General features: G+C 64.7%; 15 protein-coding genes. 12 read left to right on the forward strand and 3 right to left on the reverse strand.

The window, feature by feature from the left end:
• Window positions 1-34 precede the first annotated feature (34 nt).
• Both AB7F41_RS03220 and pdeM read left to right on the forward strand, forming a co-directional pair.
• Window positions 35-2476 carry a ligase-associated DNA damage response DEXH box helicase gene (locus AB7F41_RS03220; protein WP_428382265.1) on the forward strand — a complete coding sequence of 814 codons (2442 nt, stop codon included), beginning with the start codon at window positions 35-37 and terminating at the stop codon, window positions 2474-2476.
• Window positions 2470-3177, forward strand: coding sequence for a ligase-associated DNA damage response endonuclease PdeM (gene pdeM, locus AB7F41_RS03225; protein ID WP_428382263.1), 708 nt, complete (start codon window positions 2470-2472; stop codon window positions 3175-3177). The genes AB7F41_RS03220 and pdeM overlap by 7 nt, the downstream gene beginning before the upstream one ends.
• Window positions 3178-3200: 23 nt before the next feature.
• Here pdeM and eutC read toward each other — a convergent pair whose 3' ends face one another.
• Window positions 3201-3986, reverse strand: a complete 786-nt coding sequence (gene eutC / locus AB7F41_RS03230; protein ID WP_428382261.1) for an ethanolamine ammonia-lyase subunit EutC — start codon at window positions 3984-3986, stop codon at window positions 3201-3203.
• A gap of 3 nt (window positions 3987-3989) precedes the next feature.
• Window positions 3990-5369 (reverse strand): ethanolamine ammonia-lyase subunit EutB, encoded by a 1380-nt coding sequence (locus AB7F41_RS03235; RefSeq protein ID WP_428382259.1) that lies wholly within the window; start codon window positions 5367-5369, stop codon window positions 3990-3992.
• Between the two features lie 157 nt (window positions 5370-5526).
• On the opposite strand from AB7F41_RS03235, the gene AB7F41_RS03240 reads away from it, so the two are divergent.
• Together AB7F41_RS03240 and AB7F41_RS03245 are read left to right on the forward strand one after the other, a co-directional pair.
• Entirely contained in the window at window positions 5527-6417 is an 891-nt protein-coding gene (locus tag AB7F41_RS03240; RefSeq protein ID WP_428382257.1) for a phosphotransferase, read from the forward strand.
• The gene (locus AB7F41_RS03245; RefSeq protein WP_428382256.1) at window positions 6414-8861 is read left to right on the forward strand and encodes a GcvT family protein; all 2448 of its coding nucleotides are present in this window, start codon (window positions 6414-6416) and stop codon (window positions 8859-8861) included. The genes AB7F41_RS03240 and AB7F41_RS03245 overlap by 4 nt, the downstream gene beginning before the upstream one ends.
• Window positions 8862-8869: 8 nt before the next feature.
• On the opposite strand, the gene rocD is transcribed toward AB7F41_RS03245, so the two are convergent.
• Window positions 8870-10114 (reverse strand): ornithine--oxo-acid transaminase, encoded by a 1245-nt coding sequence (gene rocD, locus AB7F41_RS03250; RefSeq protein ID WP_428382254.1) that lies wholly within the window; start codon window positions 10112-10114, stop codon window positions 8870-8872.
• A 122-nt stretch (window positions 10115-10236) separates the two neighbouring features.
• Here rocD and amaB point away from each other — a divergent pair, with 122 nt between their 5' ends.
• The 8 genes from amaB (at window position 10237) to AB7F41_RS03290 (ending at window position 21280) form a co-directional block, all read left to right on the forward strand.
• Window positions 10237-11775, forward strand: coding sequence for an L-piperidine-6-carboxylate dehydrogenase (gene amaB / locus AB7F41_RS03255; RefSeq protein ID WP_428382339.1), 1539 nt, complete (start codon window positions 10237-10239; stop codon window positions 11773-11775).
• Between the two features lie 97 nt (window positions 11776-11872).
• A complete protein-coding gene (gene hglS, locus AB7F41_RS03260; RefSeq protein WP_428382338.1) occupies window positions 11873-13282 on the forward strand; it encodes a 2-oxoadipate dioxygenase/decarboxylase HglS in 1410 nt (469 codons plus the stop codon).
• 87 nt (window positions 13283-13369) lie between these two features.
• Window positions 13370-14362 (forward strand): NAD-dependent epimerase/dehydratase family protein, encoded by a 993-nt coding sequence (locus AB7F41_RS03265; RefSeq protein ID WP_428382252.1) that lies wholly within the window; start codon window positions 13370-13372, stop codon window positions 14360-14362.
• A complete protein-coding gene (locus AB7F41_RS03270; protein WP_428382250.1) occupies window positions 14340-15593 on the forward strand; it encodes an aminotransferase class I/II-fold pyridoxal phosphate-dependent enzyme in 1254 nt (417 codons plus the stop codon). Before AB7F41_RS03265 ends, AB7F41_RS03270 begins: the two co-directional genes overlap by 23 nt.
• A 60-nt stretch (window positions 15594-15653) precedes the next feature.
• The gene (locus AB7F41_RS03275; protein WP_428382248.1) at window positions 15654-16931 is read left to right on the forward strand and encodes a cystathionine gamma-synthase family protein; all 1278 of its coding nucleotides are present in this window, start codon (window positions 15654-15656) and stop codon (window positions 16929-16931) included.
• 124 nt (window positions 16932-17055) lie between these two features.
• Window positions 17056-17388, forward strand: a complete 333-nt coding sequence (locus AB7F41_RS03280; RefSeq protein ID WP_428382247.1) for an STAS domain-containing protein — start codon at window positions 17056-17058, stop codon at window positions 17386-17388.
• Between the two features lie 24 nt (window positions 17389-17412).
• Window positions 17413-17838, forward strand: a complete 426-nt coding sequence (locus AB7F41_RS03285; protein WP_428382246.1) for an ATP-binding protein — start codon at window positions 17413-17415, stop codon at window positions 17836-17838.
• A gap of 4 nt (window positions 17839-17842) precedes the next feature.
• The gene (locus tag AB7F41_RS03290; RefSeq protein WP_428382244.1) at window positions 17843-21280 is read left to right on the forward strand and encodes an NAD-glutamate dehydrogenase domain-containing protein; all 3438 of its coding nucleotides are present in this window, start codon (window positions 17843-17845) and stop codon (window positions 21278-21280) included.
• The last annotated feature ends 2 nt before the right edge of the window (window positions 21281-21282 follow it).

Raw genomic sequence — 21282 nt, forward strand, 5'->3', positions numbered from 1 at the left:
GGGCCAGCGCCGGAGACAGTCCGCGGTCAAAGCCTTGTTCGCAGAACGCGGCTGGAAGCCCTTCGCCTTCCAGCGCGAGGTGTGGCGCGAAATGGCGGAGGGGCGCAGCGGCCTGCTGCACGCCACAACCGGCGCCGGCAAAACTCTGGCGGTCGCGCTTGGCGCATGGCAGGCGTTCGCCGACGAAGGGCAAGAACCGCCGCAGCTCTGCATGCTTTGGATTACGCCGATGCGGGCGCTTGCCGCCGACACGGCGCGCGCGCTGGGCGAGGCGTTCGACGTGCTTTCCGCCAAGGGACAAAGATGGGCCGTCGGGGTGCGCAGCGGCGACACGCCTTCGGCCGAGCGCGCGCGCCAGGCGCGCCGTCCGCCAAGCGTGTTGATCACGACGCCGGAGAGTCTGTCGCTCATGCTGTCACGCGCGGACGCGCGTGATTTTCTCGGCGCGGTCAGATGCGTCGTGGTCGATGAATGGCATGAGCTCATCGGCAATAAGCGCGGCGTGCAGACTCAGCTGGCGCTGGCGCGATTGAAACGCTGGCGCCCGGATCTGCTCATCTGGGGAATGTCGGCGACGCTCGGCAATCTCGATGAAGCGAAGCGCGCGCTGCTTGGTCCGAACGACGCGCCGCGCGGCGTGATCGTCGCGGGACGTCTGCGAAAAGAATTGATCGTCGACACGCTGCTGCCGCAAGATTCCGCGCGCTTTCCCTGGGCCGGGCATCTCGGGATCAAAATGGCGGCTCAGGTCGTCGAAGAAATCGACAAATCCGCAACCGCGCTCGTCTTCACCAATACGCGTTCGCAGGCTGAAATCTGGTATCACAATCTGCTGCTCGCCCGGCCGGACTGGGCCGGACTGATTGCGGTTCATCATGGATCGCTCGCGCAAGACTCGCGCGACTGGATTGAAGACGGACTTAAAGCCGGCAAGCTCAAAGCGGTGGTGTGCACTTCGAGTCTCGATCTCGGCGTCGACTTTCTTCCGGTCGAACGCGTATTGCAGGTCGGTTCGCCGAAGGGCGTCGCACGGCTTCTGCAACGCGCCGGCCGCAGCGGCCATGCCCCGGGGCGCGCCTCGCGCATCACGCTCGTGCCGAGCCATGCGCTGGAGCTCGTCGAATCGTCAGCTGTTCAGCAGGCGGTGCGGGAGCGTCGCATCGAAAGCCGCCATAGTCCAAACGCGCCGCTTGACGTATTGGCGCAACATCTCGTCACCATCGGACTTGGCGGCGGCTTCACGCCGGAAGAACTGCGCGACGAAATCGCTTCGACGGCGGCCTATGAAACTCTTTCCGACGAAAGCTGGCGCTGGTGTCTCGATTTCGTCAGCGGCGGCGGACCGAGCCTTGCGGCCTATCCCGAATATCGGCGCTGCGGCCCTGACGCGGACCGTGTTTGGCGTGTGACGAACAAGCAGGTCGCGTTGCGTCATCGTCTCAACATCGGGACGATTGCCGCGGATGCGAGCGTGCTCGTGCAATACGGACCCGCGCCCCGGGGCCAGAAGCTCGGCGTCGTCGAGGAAAGCTTCATCGCGCGACTGAAGCCCGGCGACAGTTTCTGGTTTGCAGGACGACTGCTCGAATTCGTGCGGCTGCGCGACCTCGTCGCCTATGTGCGGCCGGCAAAGGCGCGCAGCGGCGCCGTGCCGCGCTGGGACGGCGGACGCATGCCGCTGTCGACCACGCTCGCCGACGCCATGGTCGAGCAATTGCAGCGCGCGGCCGAAGGCCGTTTCGACACGCCGGAACTGCGCGCCGCCGAGAAGATGCTCAAACTGCAGGCGCGGTGGTCCCAGCTGCCGACGCCGGCCACTCTGCTTGCCGAGACTCTGAAAAGCCGCGACGGCTGGCATCTGTTTCTTTATCCATTCGCCGGACGCAACGCCCATGTCGGCATGGCGAGCCTCATCGCATGGCGCGCCGCACAGAAGAACGCGGGCACCTTTTCGATTGCGGTGAATGATTACGGGTTCGAACTGCTGAGCGCCGATGCGCGCGACTGGGCGGCGATGCTGCCCGAACTGATTGCGCCGCGCGCAGCGCCTGACTTGACGATCGAAACGCTCGCCAGCCTCAATGCGGCGGAGCTGGCGCGCCGTCGCTTTCGCGACATTGCGCAGATCGCCGGTCTGGTCGTCACGGCCTATCCCGGTCGACATAAGAGCCTGCGCCAGCTCCAGGCCTCGTCCAGCTTGTTCTACGACGTGTTTCGTAAATTCGACCCCGACAATGGCCTGTTGCGCCAGGCTGAGCGCGAAGTCTTGGAAGACGCGCTCGATATTGCGCGACTTGCCGAAAGCTTCGAGCGGCTGCACAATAGAGACCTCGTTCATGTCGCGCTGAAGCGCTGTTCGCCGCTCGCTTTTCCTCTGATGGTCGAAAGAATGCGCGAACGCCTCAGCAATGAAACGCTCGCCGCCCGCATCGAACGCATGACATCGCAACTCGAGCGCGCTGCGGACACATGTTAGAGCTTTCGGCGCAGCGGGCCGACGCCCGGCTCGTTTCCCATCATGAGCATCGCGGCCTCTCGCTGCTGCCGCAGCGCGCCGTCTGGCGCGCCGAGACCCGCACGCTATTCATCGCCGACGCGCATTTTGGCAAGGCGGCGGCCTTTCGCGCGCTGGGCCAGCCGTCGCCGAAAGGGACGACGCGCGACAATCTCGACCGGCTCGACGCGCTGGTCGCGCGCTTCGATCCTGCGCAGATTGTCTTCCTTGGCGATCTGTTTCACGCGCGTCAGGCGCATGCGCCGGGCGTGGCGGCCGCCTTTCTCGACTGGCGGCGGCGGCGCGCCGCTCTGGAGCTGAGGCTCGTTCGCGGCAATCATGATCTGCGCGCGGGCGATCCGCCGCCTGAACTTGGAATTGCGCTCGTCGACGAACCTCATGAGTCGGCAGGCGTCGTCGCGCGCCACCATCCGCTTGCGCCCGACGAATGCCGGCGGGAGCGCGCAACCGTTCTTGCCGGACATCTGCACCCGAGCGTCCGCCTGAACGGCGCGGCGCGCGACAGCGTCCGTCTGCCCTGTTTCGTGCTGCAGGAGAGGCAAATCATCTTGCCGGCCTTCGGCGCATTTACCGGCGGCGCATTGGTGCGCGGACGCGACGCCAAAGTTTGCGCGATCGTTGACGACCAGCTGCTCGTCATCAACGCGATGCGCGGAGCGTGAAGCGCCGCGTCGTCAGGCGGAGCCTATTTCTTGGCGTCGATCTCACGCAACTCTGCCGACGCCAGCGTCTCGGCTTCGTCTTTGAGATCCACGCCGGTCAATCGGCGCCGTCGCGCCTCGTTGCAAAGATAGAGCAGTTTCCGCGCCGCTTCCGGATAGGAGAGGCCTTGCGGCCGGATGTTCGAGAGGCAATTGCGTTCGGCGTCGGTGCGCCCGACGCGCGGCGCGAATGTCAGATAGACGCCCAGACTGTCGGGAGAGGAGAGCCCCGGCCGCTCGCCGATGAACACCGCGACGAGCTTTGCGCCAAGCGTTTCGCCGATGTCGTCGCCGAGCGCGACGCGTCCCTGTTCGGCGAGAATGATCGGCGCGATGTTCCACGAAGACCGATCGAGCGACTGCAGCGTCTGTTCGAGGACTGGTAGGGCGTGGCGAGCGATCGCCCGGGCGGATAGCCCCTCGGCGATCACGAAGGCGAGGTCATAGTCGCCTGCGAAGGACTTCAGCCGCTCGCGGGAGTCGTCATCAAGTCTTCTCCCGAGATCAGGACGCAGCAAAAAGCTGCGCCGATCGCGCGCGGCGCTCTTCACGCGCACCGCCGTCAGCCCGCGCGACGTCAGGTCGTCGACGAGAGACTCGGCGTCCAGCCGCTCTCCGACGGCGTCCCGCGCTTCGGCGTGCGCGAGCTGGAAATCCAGGGTGGTGCGCGTCGTCAGCGCCGCCCCGGCGCGCGGGAGAAAAATTCTCGCCGACGTCGCCGAACGCAGCTTCGAAATCATGTCGAGAGGCGACAGGCGATTGTCGGCCATCGATCAGGCTCCTTCGAGCAGCGGCAGGAATTGTGCGGGCAGATCTTGCGGCTGCAGGTCGCCGCGCCCGTTCGTCAGTCCCGTCTCCGCCAGCCATTGCGCAAATTCGGGCGCCGGCGCCAGATTCAGCATGCGCCGGACGGCGAGCACGTCATGATAGGAGGTGCTTTGATAATTCAGCATCACGTCGTCCGCGCCGGGAACGCCCATGACGTAATTGACGCCGGCGACAGCGAGCAGCGTCAACAGATCGTCCATGTCGTTCTGATCGGCTTCGGCATGGTTCGTGTAACAGACGTCGCAGCCCATCGGCAGTCCGAGCAGCTTGCCGCAAAAGTGATCTTCGAGCGCCGCCCGCGTGATCTGCTTGCCGTCGAAAAGATATTCCGGGCCGATGAAGCCGACGACCGTATTGATCAGCAGAGGCTCGAACATCCGCGCGACGCCATAGGCGCGCGCTTCGATCGTTTGCTGGTCGCACCCCCAGTGGGCGTCAGCCGAAAGCGCGCTGCCCTGGCCGGTTTCGAAATACATAACATTGGCGCCGATCGTCCCGCGCTTCAGGGCGAGCGCGGCTTCGCGCGACTCGCGCAACATCGCCAGATCGATTCCGAAGCTCGCATTGGCGGCTTGCGTTCCGCCGATCGATTGAAACACCAGATCGACAGGCGCGCGGCGCTCCATCAGCTGCAGCGTGGTCGTGACATGAGCAAGCACGCAGGACTGGGTGGGGATCTTGAGCGTCTGACGCAATTCGTCGAGCAGGTTCAGGAGTTCGTAACATTGCTCGGGACTGTCCGACGCCGGATTGACGCCGATCACCGCATCGCCGTTGCCCAGGAGAAGCCCGTCGATGGCGCTGGCGAGAACGCCGCGCGCGTCGTCGGTCGGATGGTTCGGCTGGATGCGCGACGACAGACGCCCGCGCAGGCCGAGCGTGTTGCGGAATCTCGTGACGACGCGCCGCTTGGCGGCGATCAGGATCAGGTCTTGATTGCGGCAGATTTTCGAGACCGCCGCCGCCATTTCAGGCGTCAGCCCGTAGGTCAGAGCCGAGAGCGCTTCCTCGTCGGCGGCGTCGGAGAGAAGCCAGTCGCGAAATGCGCCGACGGTCAGCGACGCGACCGGCGCAAATGCCTCGCGGTCATGACCGTCGAGGATCAGTCGCGTGACCTCGTCCTCTTCATAGGGAACGAGCGCTTCATTCAGGAAAGCGCTGAGCGGCAGATCGGCGAGAGCCATCTGCGCGGCGACCCGCTCGGCGGCGCTCGTCGCCGCGATTCCGGCGAGGCAATCGCCTGACCGCAACGGGGTCGCCTTCGCCATCAGCGTTTTGAGGTCCGGAAACGCATAGCGCGTTCCGCGAATCGTCGTCGCATACATAGCCGACCTCGTACGACTCATTCAGGCTAGGGCGCCCCTGCGGACCTGTCATCTTTCCGCTGAAAGGTTTTCCCCAGCCGCTTCGCAGCCCATGGCCTTTGCGCGCGGGCCGGATATATTAGTCCAGTCAGAGTTTGTTTTCGCGCCGCCGGAGCCGATGTCAGCCCATAACGCAGATTCCGAAACTCTGATACGTGCGCTTCCGCTCTGGCGCGGGCCCATCGACATTGCGCCCTTGCTCGGCGGCATCACCAATAAGAATTATATCGTAACCGACGGCGATCGCCGCGTCGTCATCCGCCTTGGCGGCGACATTCCGGTTCACGGCGTCATGCGATTCAACGAACTCGCGGCGAGCCGGGCTGCGGGAGCCGCCGGCATATCGCCGAAGGTTCTTTATGCCGCGCCCATGGCGCTGGCGCTCGAATATATCGTCGGCCGGACCTATGAGCCGCAGGACGTGCGCGCGAATCGCAAACGCTGCGTCGATCTCGTCAGGCGCGTGCATCGCGAGGTCGCGCTGCATCTGCGCGGGCCGACGCTGGCGTTCAACGTCTTTCATATCATCCGCGATTACGCGCATACGCTGATCGAGGATCAAAGCCGGATATCGGCGAAATTGCCGCGCCTGCTCGCCGCGAGCGAGAGTCTGGAACGGGCGACGGGTCCGATCGATCTCGTTTTCGGCCATAACGATCTTCTCGCCGCCAATTTCATCGACGACGGGCGACGCCTGTGGCTGGTCGACTGGGACTATGCGGGCTGGAATACGCCGCTGTTCGATCTCGGCGGCCTGTCGTCAAACAATGGTTTCGACGCCGCAGACGATGAGGCGATGCTCGAGACTTATTTCGAGGCGGCGCCGACGGCGGCGCTGCGCCGGCGGTTCAAGGCGATGCTCTGCGCTTCGCTGTTGCGCGAGGCGCTGTGGAGTTTCGTCTCCGAACGTCGATCGACGATCGATTTCGACTATGTCGCCTATTCTGATCAGAACATGTTGCGCTTCGATGACGCCTGGGCGGCGTTCCAGCAGATGGAAAGACCATGAGCGACCTTCCAGGAAGCGCCCAGATCGTCGTCGTCGGCGGCGGGATCGTCGGCTGCTCCGTCGCATATCATCTCGCCAAGCGCGGCGTCGAGACGCTGCTCATCGAACGCCATCAACTGACGTCCGGGTCGACATGGCACGCCGCCGGGCTGATCGGACAGCTGCGCACCAACGCCAACATCACCAGGCTGCTCGGCTATTCGGTGGAGCTCTACGACCGGCTCGAAGCAGAGACCGGCTATGCGACGGGCTGGCGGCGCAATGGCGGGCTGCGTCTCGCCTGCAACGCCGATCGGTGGATCGAGGTGAAGCGGCAGGCCACTTCGGCGAGAAGCTTCGGCCTCGACATGCAGCTCCTCGACGCCAAGGAGGCGCAGGCGCTGTGGCCGCTGATGAATGTCGATGACGTCGTCGGCGCGGCGTTCCTGCCGACGGACGGACAGGCGAATCCGTCCGACATCACCCAGGCGCTTGCAAAAGGGGCGCGGCTTGCGGGCGCGAAACTCATCGAAGGCGTCGCGGTCACCGATTTTGTCGTCGAAGACGCGCGCGTGCGCGGGGTTGTCACCGATCGCGGCGTGATCGCCTGCGAAAAGCTCGTGCTCTGCGCCGGTCTGTGGACCGCGCCGCTCGCCGCGCGCGCCGGCGTGCCCGTCCCGCTGTCGGCGGTGCATCACCAATATCTGGTGACGGAAAAAATCGACGGCGTGACGAGCGGCCTGCCGACTCTGCGCGATCCCGATCGGCTCACCTATTACAAGGAAGAGGTCGGCGGCCTCGTCATGGGCGGCTATGAACCCAATCCCGTGCCCTGGGCGTCGGGCGCCGTGCCGGAGGATTTCGCCTTCCGGCTGCTCGAGGACGATTGGGATCATTTCGAGCCGATCATGGATCTCGCGCTCGGCCGCGTTCCCGCGCTTGCCGAGGCGGGGATCAAGCAGATGATCAATGGCCTCGAAAGCTTCACGCCCGACGGCAATTGGATGATCGGCGAAGCGCCGGAAGTGCGCAATTTCTTCGTCGGCGCCGGCTTCAACGCCTTCGGCATCGCGTCGGCGGGCGGCGCCGGCATGGCGCTTGCCGAATGGGCGGCCGACGGCGAACAGCCCTTCGATCTCTGGCCGGTGGACATTCGCCGCTTTGGCGCGCCGCACAGGGATCCAAACTGGGTGCGCGTGCGGACGCTCGAAGCCTATGCGCGCCATTACAGCATCGCCTGGCCTTTCGAGGAATTTACGTCGGGCCGGCCGTTGCGGCGCTCGCCGCTCTACGACCGGCTGAAAGCGAAGGGCGCCTGCTTTGGCGAGAAAATGGGCTTTGAGCGGCCCAACTGGTTTGCGGATCTCAAAGCCGGCGAGGAGCCTCGCGATCGCTATTCTTTCGGCAGGCCGGGCTGGTTCGAGGCGGTCGGGCGCGAGCATCGCGCGTGCCGCGAAGCAGCGGCGCTTTTCGATCAGACGAGCTTCGCCAAGGCGGTCATTGTCGGCAGGGACGCCGAAGCGGCGCTTTCCTGGATCGCCGCGAACAATGTCGCCAAACCGCCGGGCGCCGTCGCTTATACGCAACTATTGAATCACAAGGGGGGCATTGAGTGCGATCTGACGATCACGCGACTCGCCAAGGACCGCTTCTATGTCGTGACGGGAACGGCCTTCGGAACGCATGATTTCGATTGGATCAGGCGGTCGATTCCCGAGGGGCTGGACGCGGCCTTGATCGACGTCACCCCGGCAAATTCCGTGCTGGCGCTCATGGGACCGCGCGCCCGCGAAATCCTGCAGTCATGCTGCGATGACGACGTGTCGAACGCCGGCTTCCCGTTCATGACCGCCCGCGAAATCCATTTGGCGGGCGCGCCGGTGTTGGCGATCCGCGTCACTTATGTTGGCGAACTCGGTTGGGAGCTTCACACGCCGGTCGATTTCGCCGCGACGGTCTATGATGCGCTGTGCGAGGCGGGCGCGTCGCTCGGGCTCGTCGACGCCGGCTACAGGGCCATCGAATCTCTCCGTCTGGAGAAGGGGTATCGCGCCTGGGGCTCCGATATCGGTCCGGATCACACGCCGCCGATGGCTGGCCTGGGCTTCGCCGTCAAGATGAAGTCCGGCGTCCCATTTCAGGGGAAAGACGCGCTTGTTGCGGCCGCCGCCGCGCCCCTGCCGCGTCTTCTAGCCGGTTTCACGCTCGACGATCCCGACACTGTGCTTCTGGGGCGCGAAACGATCTATCGCAACGGCCAGCGCGTGGGATGGCTGTCGAGCGGCGGATATGGCTATTCGATCGGCAAGCCAATCGGCTACGGCTATGTGCGTCGCGACGAAGGCGTCGATCCGTCTTTCGTCCTCTCGGGCGACTATCAACTCGAAATCGCTGGCGAGCGCCATCCGGCCAGCGTTTCGCTCTCGCCGTTCTACGATCCCAAGGGCGAACGCATTCGCTCGTAGTCCCGAGACTATGTCTTGAGTCGTCGGTCTGCGCCTGCGGCCGCGTCTCTGACATTACGCGGCGCGTCAAAGGACGAGATCGTTTCCGCCACCGCGTCGAGCGCGAGATCGAGGTCGTCTTGGGAGATGACGAAAGGCGGCGCAAGGCGAACGACCGTGTCATGCGTGGCGGTCGTCAGCACGCCCCTGTCGATCAGGCCCTCGCATATGTCGCGCGCGCTTGCGTAGCGCGGGTCCAATTCGACGCCGGCCCAGAGGCCGCGTCCGCGAACGTCGGCGAGCCCCGGGGCGCGCATGCCGTGCAGCCTTTGCAGCATTCTCGCGCCGAGCGCCTGGCTGCGCTCGACCAGCCGCTCATCGCGAATGACGCGCAGCGCTTCGAGTCCGACAGCGGCGGCGAGCGTGTTGCCGCCGAAAGTCGACCCATGCGAGCCCGGCGTGAACACGTTCATCACGTCGCGTTTCGCCACGAAGGCGGAGACGGGCAGCACCCCGCCGCCGAGCGCCTTGCCGAGCATGACGCCGTCGGGAACGACATTCTCATGCTGAAAGGCGAACCACGTTCCGCTGCGCCCCAATCCAGATTGCACTTCATCCAGCAGCAGCAAAATCCCGCGCTTGTCGCATAGGCGGCGCAGCCCCGCGAGCCAGCCGTCGGGCGGCACGATGACGCCCGCCTCGCCCTGGATCGGCTCGACGAGAATGGCGGCCGTATTTGGCGTGACGGCGGCTTCAAACGCCGCAAGATCGCCAAACGGCGCAGAGCGAAAGCCCGGCGTGAACGGCCCGAACCCGTCACGATATTGGCTTTGCGACGAGAAGCTGATGATCGTCGTCGTGCGGCCGTGGAAATTATTGTCGGCGACGACGATGTCCGGACTGTCGATTCCTTTGACGTGATTGCCCCAGCGGCGCGCCGCTTTGATCGCCGTCTCCACCGCCTCCGCCCCGGAGTTCATCGGCAGAGCGACGTCGAGCCCCGTCACTTTGCAGAGCTCTTCGAGGAAAGGGCCAAGCCTGTCATCGAAAAAGGCGCGGGAGGGGACGGCGAGCCGCTGCGCCTGTTCGGCAAGCTTTGCGAGAATTCTTGGATGCGCATGGCCGAGGCTCACGGCCGAATAGGCGCTCATCATATCGATGTAGCGCCGGCCTGCGACGTCCCACAGATACGCGCCCTCGCCGCGCGTGAGCATGACAGGCAGCGGAGCGTAGTTACGGGCGACGTGCGGGTTGCTGAACTCCGAGTTGTGCATATCCGGAAGCTTTTGCGCGCGCCCGCATTAGATAGATGCGTGCGCACAGGCGCGTGTCTATTACATAGGAGATGCGGCGGGCGGCGCCAGCCGCAATGTCCGAGCGAACAGCGGGAGTCGAAATGGAGGCGCGCGTTCCGCAGGGCGACATAGCCGCTGAAACTGCGGCTCTTTTCAATCAACTGGGAGTCAATTCTCAGCTCCTCACGCGCGGCTCGCTGGCGATCCGGACGCCGATCACCGGGGAGATCGTCGCGCGCGTCGAAAGCGTGGATGCGACGGCTGCGCATGACGCTGTCGCCCGCGCCGAGGAGGCGTTTCGCATCTGGCGCAACGTTCCGGCGCCGCGCCGGGGCGAATTCGTGCGTTTGCTGGGCGAGGAGCTCAGATCGGCCAAGGACGCGCTGGCGCGGCTCGTCACGATCGAGGCCGGCAAGATCGTGACGGAAGGTCTCGGCGAAGTTCAGGAGATGATCGACATCTGCGACTTCGCCGTGGGCCTCTCCCGTCAGCTTCATGGCCTGACCATCGCCACCGAACGCCGCGGCCACCGCTTGATGGAGACCTGGCGACCGCTCGGCGTCGTCGGAATCATCACCAGCTTCAACTTTCCGGTGGCCGTCTGGGCGTGGAATGCGGCGCTTGCGCTTGTCTGCGGCAACGCCGTCATCTGGAAGCCATCGGAAAAGACTCCGCTTGTCGCGCTGGCGACGCAAGCGCTGGTCGCGCGCGCCGCCGCGCGTTTCGGCGAGGCGCCGGAAGGGCTGTCAGGTCTGCTCATCGGCGACCGCGAGGTAGGCGAAGCGCTCGTCGAGGATGCGCGGGTGCAGCTGGTTTCGGCGACCGGTTCGACGGCGATGGGGCGCGCCGTCGCGCCGCGCCTCGCGCGCCGCTTTGCAAAATCGATTCTGGAGCTTGGCGGCAACAACGCCGCCGTCATTTGCGCGTCCGCCTCGCTCGATCTCGCCGTCCGGGCGATCGCCTTCGCGGCCATGGGCACGGCGGGCCAGCGGTGCACGACGCTGCGGCGGCTGATCGTGCATGAAGATGTCTATGACGCGCTTCTCGGCCGCTTGCGGCGCGCTTACGCTTCAGTTCCGGTCGGCGATCCCCGCGACGGCGCCTCGCTCGTCGGCCCGCTGATCGACGAAAGCGCCCATGCGGCGATGCGCGCGGCGCTCGATGAAGCGCGCGCCGCCGGAGGCGTCGTCCACGGCGGGGAACGCGTGCTGGCCGATCAATTCCCCGACGCGTTCTACGTGCGTCCGGCGCTTGTGGAGATGCCGGAGCAGACGGGCGTCATGCGACGGGAAACCTTTGCGCCCATTCTCTACGTGGTGAAATTCCGCAGCCTCGACGAAGCCATTCAGTTGAACAACGATGTCGCGCATGGCCTCGCCTCGTCGATATTCACCTCGCGTCTGGATGAAGCTGAACGGTTCATGGCCGCCGACGGATCGGACTGCGGCATCGTGAATGTGAACATCGGCCCTTCCGGCGCCGAAATCGGCGGGGCCTTCGGCGGCGAGAAGGATACCGGCGGCGGTCGCGAAGCGGGATCCGACTGCTGGAAGTTCTACATGCGCCGCGCCACCAACACGATCAATTATTCGGGCGAACTGCCGCTGGCGCAGGGCGTCAAGTTCGATCTGGAGGCCTAGCGCCAACGTCGCTGCGCGCATGGTTTCCAGGCGCTGACCACTAGATTCGGGAGGCGGTCATCACAGAGGACGCAACCATCGATCGGTCAAAGCCATGATGGGCGACACGCTTCCCGACGCCGTTCGGGCGATGTTCGCCGCGGCGGTTTCGGACATGTATCAGGCCGAAGCGCCGCGGTATCGCGCGATGAAAACGCTCGTCGCCGACGTGAATCGGCAGACGCTCGCCGCCGATCGAGAACTTGCGCGGCGGCTTGCGGAGAACGGCGACCTCCAGCGACTCGACGTCGAGCGCCATGGCGCCATCCGCGTCGGGACGGCCGAGGAACTGTCGACGCTGCGCCGGCTCTTCGCCGTCATGGGCATGGCGCCGGTGGGCTATTACGACCTGTCGGTCGCCGGAATTCCGGTACATTCGACGGCGTTCCGGCCGATCAGCGACAGCGCGTTGCGGGCCAGTCCCTTTCGCATCTTCACCTCGCTTCTCAGACTGGATCTCATCCCTGACGCCGAAGCGCGCGAGATGGCGACAAAGATTCTCGCGCAGCGAGATATCTTCACGCCGCGCTGCCGGGCGTTGATCGAAATCTTCGAAACGCGCGGATTCGACGACGATGAGGCGCGCGCGTTCGTTGTTGAAGCGAAGAAAACCCTACGCTGGGATGGGCGGGCGACCGTCTCCTCGGCGGTCTATCAAAGGCTCCATGCGACGCATCCGCTGCTCGCCGACATCGTCTGCTTCAAGGGTCCGCACATTAATCATCTCACCCTGCACGCGCTCGACATCGACGCCGCACACCGCGCCATGGCGGCGCGCGATATGAATCCCAAGGCGATCATCGAAGGGCCGCCGCGTCGCCACTGCCCGATCCTGCTGCGCCAGACCAGCTTCAAGGCGAATCCCGAACCCGTCGCATTCATCGAGGAAGACGGCCGGCGCGTCAGCGGCGCGCATGCGGCGCGCTTCGGCGAGATCGAGCAAAGGGGCGCGGCGCTGACCGCGCGGGGGCGGGCGGCGTACGACAGGCTCCTCGCCGAAGCTCAGGCCGCGGCGCCGCTTGCGGCGGACGGCGCCAATGCGCGGACGTTCCACGACGAGCTGTCGCGGCGCTTTGCCGCCTTCCCGGACGAGTGGACGGCGCTGGGCCGCGACAAGCTCGCCTTCTTTCGCTATTCGGCCGATCCGCGCGCAAGGCCAAGGGAGTGGACGGCCCGTGCCTCACTGGACGATCTCCTCGGCGCCGGGGCGCTGCGCGCCGAACCGATCGTTTACGAGGATTTCCTGCCGGTCAGCGCCGCCGGCATCTTTCGCTCGAATCTCGGGGAGCGCGGCGCGGAAGAGCGCGTGGAGCGCGCCGACCAACGCGCCTTTGAGGCGGCGCTCGGCGCGCCGGTTCTCAATGAACTCGCGCTGTATGAGGAGGCTGAGACGCGGTCCTTGGCCCCGAGCCTGCAGGCGCTCGGCATCGAAAACCTTGCCGCTCCGGAGCCGGCAAAATCGGGTTGACCGGCTATTGGCGTGGGCAGGTTCAGCCATAACTGAGGAGCATGGCGCTCAACTCCGCTGAGGAGGCGTCGCGAGAGTGGAAGGCGCATGCGACCGATTCTCGTCACCGGCGCGCTTGGCCAGATCGGCGCCGAGCTGACGCCGGCGTTGCGCAAGGCGTTTGGCGCGGCGCGCGTCATCGCCTCGGATCTCCCTGAGGCGCAGTCTGCGGATGGAGCCTACGAGCGACTTGACTGCACGCAAGCGGAGGCGGTCGCGGATCTGATCGGACGACAAGACGTCGGCGCCGTCTACCACCTCGCGGCGATCCTCTCGGCGATCGCCGAGGACCGGCCGCAGGACGCCTGGCGCGTCAATATGGATGGTCTCTACAATGTGCTGGAGGCCGCGCGCCGCTTTGGGTGCAAAGTGTTCTTCCCAAGTTCGATTGCGGCGTTCGGCCCCTCGACGCCGCGCCGTCATACGCCGCAGACGACCATTCAGAGGCCGACGACGATCTACGGCGTCACAAAGGTCGCCGGCGAATTGCTGTGCGACTATTACGCGACGCGCTTCGGCGTGGATGTGCGCGGGTTGCGCCTGCCCGGCCTCGTGTCCTGGGCGGCGCCTCCGGGCGGCGGCACCACCGACTACGCCGTCGAAATGTTTCACTCCGCCGCTCGACGCAGGCGCTATTTCTGCTTTCTGCGCCCAGAGACGCGTCTCGACATGATGTATATGCCGGACGCGATACGCGCCATGATCGATCTCATGGAGGCCGATCCGAAGCGCCTGCGCTACGCCAATGCGTATAACGTCACCGCCATGAGCGTCACGCCGCGCGAGATCGCCGCCGAAATTCGCCGGCATACGTCGTTATTCGCGGTCGACTATTGCGTCGATCCGAAGCGTCAGGCGATCGCCGATTCCTGGCCGGAATCGCTCGACGCCGAGGCGGCGCGGGAAGATTGGGGCTTCAGCCCACGTTTCGGCCTCGCCGACATGACCCGGGACATGCTCGCGCGTCTTGGCGCGGCGACAGGCCGGTTTGACGATCCCGTTTCAAGTGAGGCTCCAAATGCCGACGCAGGGATTGGCTGAGGCGCTCGCGTCGCAGCTCGACGAGCTGTCGCGCGCGGGTCTCCTCAAGGGCAGGGAAAGCGTCCTCTGCGGCGTCGTTCCGCCTCATGAGGGGCACGGCCCTCGCTTTCTCGTCGAAGGCGAGGGCGACACGCCCTTTCTGCGCATGAACGCCAATAATTATCTCGGCATGTCGTTGCGCAGGGAGGTGATCGCCGCCGAGGAAGAGACGGCTGCGACATATGGCGCTGGCCCCGGCGCTGTGCGCTTCATCAGCGGCTCCTGGTCGCCGCATCTTGCGCTGGAGCATCGGATCGCCGCCTTTCATTCGCGTCCGGCGGCGATCATCTTTTCGTCGGCCTATGCGGCGGTGCTGGGCGTGATTCCGCAGATCGTCAGCAGGAAGACCGCCGTCATCAGCGACGAACTCAATCACAATTGCATCATCAACGCGATCTCGCTTGCGGCGCCTGCCGAAAAGCGAATCTATAAGCATCTCGATCTGGGCGAACTCGAGCGCTGTCTCGATGAATCGGCGAAATCATGCGATCGCGCCGTCATCGTCACTGACGGCGTGTTCAGCATGCGTGGCGATCATGCGCCGCTCGATCGCATCATGACGCTGGCGCATAGTCGCGACAGCGCCTTCGCCGAAGGGGCGATCGTCGTCGTCGACGATTCGCATGGCGTCGGCGCCTTGGGCGCGACGGGACGCGGCGCCGAGGAATACACGCGATCAGTCCCGGTCGATATTCTGGTGGCGACGCTCGGAAAGGCGTTCGGCGTTAACGGCGGCTATGTTGTCGGCGACGAGATTCTCATTCGCTACTTGCGCGAACGCGCGCCGACCTATGTCTACTCCAATCCGATCACCCCGGCGGAAGCCGCCGCCGCGCATCGAGCGATCGATGTTCTCGACAGCCCCGAAGGCGTGTCCTTGCTCGATCATCTGCGCGCCATGACCCGGCGCTTCAAGGCGGGACTTGTCAGGCTGGGGTTCGAGACCTTGCCCGGAGAGCATCCTGTCGTTCCGCTTATCACGCGCGACAGCGCCGGCGCCCTGGCGCTTGTCGCGCATCTGCGGCGTTGGGGCGTGCTGGCCACCGGCCTGACCTATCCCGTCGTGCCGAGAGGCGACGAGGAAATCCGATTCCAGATCAGCGCGGACCACACCGCCGCGGACATCGACGCGGCCCTGGCGGCGCTGGCCGAGATGGCGACATCGAACGCCCCGGCGCGGGCGGAGCCTTAGCGCCCTATTTCTACGGTGGCGGCGCCGTCTGCAGCGTGCGTGCGAGTCGAGGACAGGGCCATGGATAGCGCGCGTTACCACAAGGCGAGCATCGGCGACCGTTTGCTTCAGCCGGAAACGCTGATGCTCGGCTATGGCTATGATCCGGCGCTGTCCGAAGGCTCGGTCAAGCCGCCGGTGTTTCTGACCTCGACCTTCGTGTTCCGAACGGCCGAGGACGGACGCGACTTCTTCGACTACATGGCCGGCCGTCGCGCGCCGGCGGAGGGCGAAGAGACAGGTCTCGTCTATTCGCGCTTCAACCATCCCAATCTCGAAATCGTCGAGGACCGTCTGGCGATCTATGAGCACGCCGAATGCGGTCTCGTCTTCTCCTCCGGCATGTCGGCCATCGTCACGACGATTCTCGCATTCGCGCGCCCCGGCGAAGCGATTCTGCGCAGCCGCCCGCTCTATGGCGGGACCGAGGTTCTCATCGACAAGACATTGGCGCCGTTCGGATTGACCGGCGTCGGCTTTATGGATGGTCTCGACGAAGCAAATATCCGCGCCGCAGCCGAGCGCGCCATGCAGACGGGCCGCGTCGCCATGATCTTCATCGAGACGCCCTCCAATCCGATGAACACGCTGGTGGACATCGCCCTGGTCAGGCGCGTCGCCGACGATATCGCGGAAAAACAGGGCTCGACGCCGGTCATCTGCTGCGACAACACGCTCTTGGGGCCGGTCTTTCAGTCGCCGCTGCGGCACGGGGCGGATCTGTCGCTCTATTCGCTGACCAAATATGTCGGCGGACACAGCGATCTCATCGGCGGCGCCGTCGTCGGCGCCTGTGCGCATCTCAAAGCCATTCGCGCGATGCGCAGCGCTATCGGCACGCAGCTCGATGCGCATTCCTGCTGGATGCTCGGCCGCTCGCTCGAGACATTGTCGTTGCGCATGAACCGCGCGGCCGAAAATGCGGCGATTGTCGCCGGATGTCTCGCGGCTCATCCCAAGGTGGCGCGGGTGCACTATCCGCCGCTGCTCCCGGCCGACCATCCGCAGCGACTGCTGATGGAGCGTCAGTCCAGTTCCGCCGGCTCGACCTTCTCCTTCGAGGTCGTGGGGAGACAGGCGGAAGCCTTCGCCTTCCTCAACCGGCTGCAGATCTTCAAGCTCGCGGTCAGTCTCGGCGGCACCGAATCCCTGATCTGCCATCCGGCGACGACCGTGCATTCGGGGCTCAGCGAAGAGGCCCGCCGGGAAATCGGCATCACGCCGGCGCTGATTCGCGTATCGATCGGCATCGAACATCCGGATGATCTTGTCGCCGATCTCATCCAGGCGTTTGGTTGAAAAGGCGGCGGGGGCGCCTACAATTGGACGTAACCGGAAGCTGCGCGCTGGGCCCTGTTAATCGCGCGTCGCGGACATATCTATAAAGGGTCTTTCAGATCCGAAATCGAGCTGAGACTGGCCAATGAGAGTAGCGAAGGAAGTTCGGGACGACCGAACGGTTCTGAGCGTCCAGGAGGATCGCATCGACGCGCATAATTCTGGAGAGCTCAAGGACTTGGTTTTGAAGACGCTCGAAGGCGGCGCTCAAAACGTGGTGATTGATTTGGCGCGAGTTCAATTCATCGACAGTTCCGGCCTGGGGGCGCTGCTTTCGGGCTATAAAAACGCCAGCCTGCGCTCGCGCGGGTTCGCGCTGGCGGGTCTGCAGCCGCGTGTGAGGTCGATGTTCGAACTGACGCGGCTGCATCGGGTTTTCGACATCTATCCAAGCCTGCAATTGGCGCTGAGCGCTTGAGGCGGGAGTGGCGGGCGGTGCGCTATGTGCGAGACAATCGTCAATTTGGACATCGTCGTTCCCAATCAAACGCGATATCTGCGTCTCGTGGGCGCGATTGCGGAAGAGCTTGCGAGAGAATTGGAAGTTGAGGAGGATAAGCGAGACACTCTCGCTTTTCATCTGAACCTTGCGCTGACCGAGGCCGTCGCCAACGCCATCCAGTACAGCGTCGCAGCGCATGCGGACGACTCCATTCGAATCTGTCTTTCGGTTGAAGACGCCTATCTTTCCGTCCGCGTTTTCGATCACGGCGAAGGCTTTGATCTGGCCGCTGTGCCGACGCCGGATTTCGACGAGCTTCGCGAACGCGGCCGCGGCATATTCTTCATCCGTTCGGTGATGGACTCTGTCCAATATCATAAGACGGATTCGGGCAATGTGCTCGAGATGCGCAAGAAGATCGCCTAGCCTTGTGGCTCCCGTGCTGCGCTCTTCAGAGACATTGACGCCCGACGGCGGCTGGGAAGGCGCGGCGCGGGCGTTCCTCCGTCGCGCCGACCGCCGTCTGGGGCTCAAACGATCGATCGACGGGATCGAGGAGCTCCCGGAGTCCTATCGTCGCCTTGTGCCGGCGCGGCGCGCCGCGCGCGATCTTGCATTGATTGCGGCCAACGAAGACGACACGCGCGAGATCGTCGACTTGCGGCCGTTGTACGGCGCCTCGGCCGGCGACGCGGCCTACGAAGTTCGCCTGATTGGAGCGAAGGATCGCGCGCTCGACGAACTTCTGCCGATATTGCAGAACCTCGGACTGCGCGTCACGGATCAGATCCGATTCAAACTCGACATCAGCGTCGGCTCGCGTTTCATTCGAAGTTTTGTCGTCGAGCCTGCGGCGTCGAACGGGGCGAGCGTGGCGCGATCGCGCGCGCGCTTGCTGCAGGCGCTGAGAATGGCTCTCTCGGGGGACGTCGAGAGCGACGCGCTCAACGGCCTGATCCTGGCCACGGGGCTTGACTGGCGACAGATCGATCTCTTTCGCGCTTATTGCAATTACTATCGGCAGCTTGGCGTCCGCCTTGGCCGCGACCGCATCTACCAGGCGCTTTTGCGCAGTCCGGCGGCGGTCGAATTGCTCTATCGATATTTCGAGGCGCGGTTCAAACCGGATCACAGCGGACGCGACGCTTTTCAGATTGAGCTTGAATCGCTCACTCCGATCAGGGCGCAGCTGGCGGATGCTCTGGACAAGGTCGCCGACGGCGGCGACGATCGTATCCTGCGCGACCTTTTCAATCTCATCGACGCGACCGTGCGGACCAATTTCTACTTTTCCGGCGATCGATCGCGCGACTTCATCGCCGTGAAGATCAGCAGTCTCGGCGTGTTCAACATGCCCTCGCCAAAGCCGATGGCCGAAATCTACGTTCATTCCCGTTCGATGGAAGGCGTGCATCTGCGGGGCGCCAAGGTCGCGCGCGGCGGCATACGCTGGTCCGATCGGCCGGAGGACTTCCGCAGCGAGATCCTCGCGCTGATGCAGACGCAGATGATCAAGAACGCGCTCATCGTGCCGCAAGGCGCCAAGGGCGGCTTTATTTTAAAGCATACTCTCGCTGAGGGGGCAGAGCGGCGGCAGCTCGGGAAAGCGGCCTACGAGCAGTTCCTGCGCGGCCTTCTCGATCTGACGGACAATCTCAAGGATGGCAAAGTCGTGCGGCCTGAGGAGCTTGTTGTCTACGACGACGCCGATCCGTATCTCGTCGTCGCGGCCGACAAGGGCACCGCCACCTGGGCTGACGTCGCCAACGAGATTTCTCGCGCCTACAATTTTTGGCTTGGCGACGCATTCGCCAGCGGCGGCGCGCATGGCTATCACCACAAGCGTCTGGGCATCACGGCGCGGGGCGCGTGGGTGTGCGTCAGGCGGCACTTTTGCGAACTCGGCCACGACGTGGACGCTGAGCCGTTTAGCGTCGTCGGCGTCGGCTCGATGGACGGCGACGTTTTTGGCAATGGCATGCTGCACACGCCGAACATTCGGCTGATGGGCGCATTCGACGGCCAATATATCTTCCTCGACCCCAATCCGGATCCGCTCGTGTCGTTCGCCGAGCGCCGCCGACTGTTTGAACTGCCGCGCTCCTCCTGGCGCGATTATAATCCCGAATTGCTCTCTGGGGGCGGCGGCGTCTATCGGCGCGACGCCAAGGATGTGCCGCTCAGTCCGGAGATACGACAGTGGCTCGGCGTGCGCCACAGCGCGATCGACGGCGAATCGCTGGTGCGCCTGCTGTTGACCGCGCCTGTCGACCTGTTGTGGATGGGCGGCGTCGGCGCCTATGTCAAGGCGAGCTCCGAAACGAATGAAAGCGTCGGCGATCGCGCCAATGACGGCGCGCGCGTCGATGCGCTCCAGCTTCGCGCCAGAGTCGTGGGCGAGGGCGCCAATCTCGCGTTTACGCAGCGCGCGCGCATCGAATATGCGCTGCGCGGCGGCCGCATCGACACCGACGCGGTCGACAATTCGGCCGGCGTCGATCTCTCGGACCATGAAGTCAATCTGAAGACTCTGCTCCGCAGGCAATCCGATCAGGACGCCGCCGATCAGGACGCCGCCGATCAGGACGCCGCCGAACATGGCGACGTCGATCGCCTGCTCGAATCGCTAACCGAGGAGGTTTGCGCCTCGGTGCTGCAGGACAATGATCGACAAAGTCTCTGCCTGTCGTTGGATCAGGCCCGCTGCCGCGCCAATCTCGACGCCTTTATGGATGTCGCCGAGCAGCTCGAAAACGCCGGATACGTCAATCCCGCGGCGGACGCCTTCCCGACGCGCAAGGACGTGTCTGCGCGCGAGACGAAGGAATTGACGCGGCCTGAACTCGCGCTGCTCATGGCGAGTTCGAAGCTGGCGTTGAAGCAGAGACTGCTTGAAGACGAGACGTTTTTTCAGGGCGCATGGGCCTATGACATGCTCGCGAGCTATTTCCCGGAACGTCTGCGGTCTCAATTTCCGGAGCGCATCAGAACGCATTCGCTGGCGCGCGAAATCGCCGTGACGACGATCTGCAACAAGGCGATCGATCAGGCCGGCGCCTGTTTCCTGCTGCTGGGCGAGGGGCTGGTGCCGACTCTGCTCAGCTACGCCGTGAAGCTCTATTTCTCCTTCGATCGGATCTTCGAAGGCGACAGGTGGCGCACGAGTTTCGGCGCGCGCGGCGACACCGACATGGCGCGCCAATACGGCTTGTTTCTGCAGCTCGAAGACGCGCTGAGCTATATGTGCCGCTGGTCGATGCGGCGCGGACATCGGCTGAGCCCGGATGGCGCCGAGATTCAGCAGTGGCGGTCCGATCTCAAAGCCTATCGCGAACGCGTCGACGCCGCCGAACCGGCTGACGGACGCGCGCTGGGCGCGCCCTATTTCGATCGGCTGGGGAACTTCCCCTTCCTCGTCGCGCTCACCCGCGAATCGGGCGAGGATATGCGCGTCGCCGGGGCGTATTTCGATCAGGCGGCCAATCTGTTCGGCTTGCAGAAGCTGACCGGCTTCCTGGCGGATGTGAAGCCGAGAGACCGCTGGGAGCAGCAGCTGCAGGCGGCGCTCGACGCAAGGATGCGAGACGCCTGCGCGCGCATCGCGTCGATGCAGCTGCTGAACGGCGTCGGCGACGCGAGAGCGCTGTTCCGCAACGTCGGCCTCGAATTTCGTCTTGCGGGCCTGGAGCGGCTGGCGTTCAAACTCGAATCGTCGCTGTTTGCGACCTTCACGCCCTTTGCGGCTTTCGTCGCCGAGCTGAACGCGCTCGTCGACGCATGCGACGCCGCTTATCGCAAGAGCTGGACCGGGCGCGGCGATGAACCGAGAGGGCGCCGGGGCGCGTCAGCCGAAGCAGGAGCGCCCTAGCC

Origin of the sequence: Methylocystis sp. (genome assembly GCF_050251305.1) — a bacterium.
Lineage (GTDB): Bacteria > Pseudomonadota > Alphaproteobacteria > Rhizobiales > Beijerinckiaceae > Methylocystis.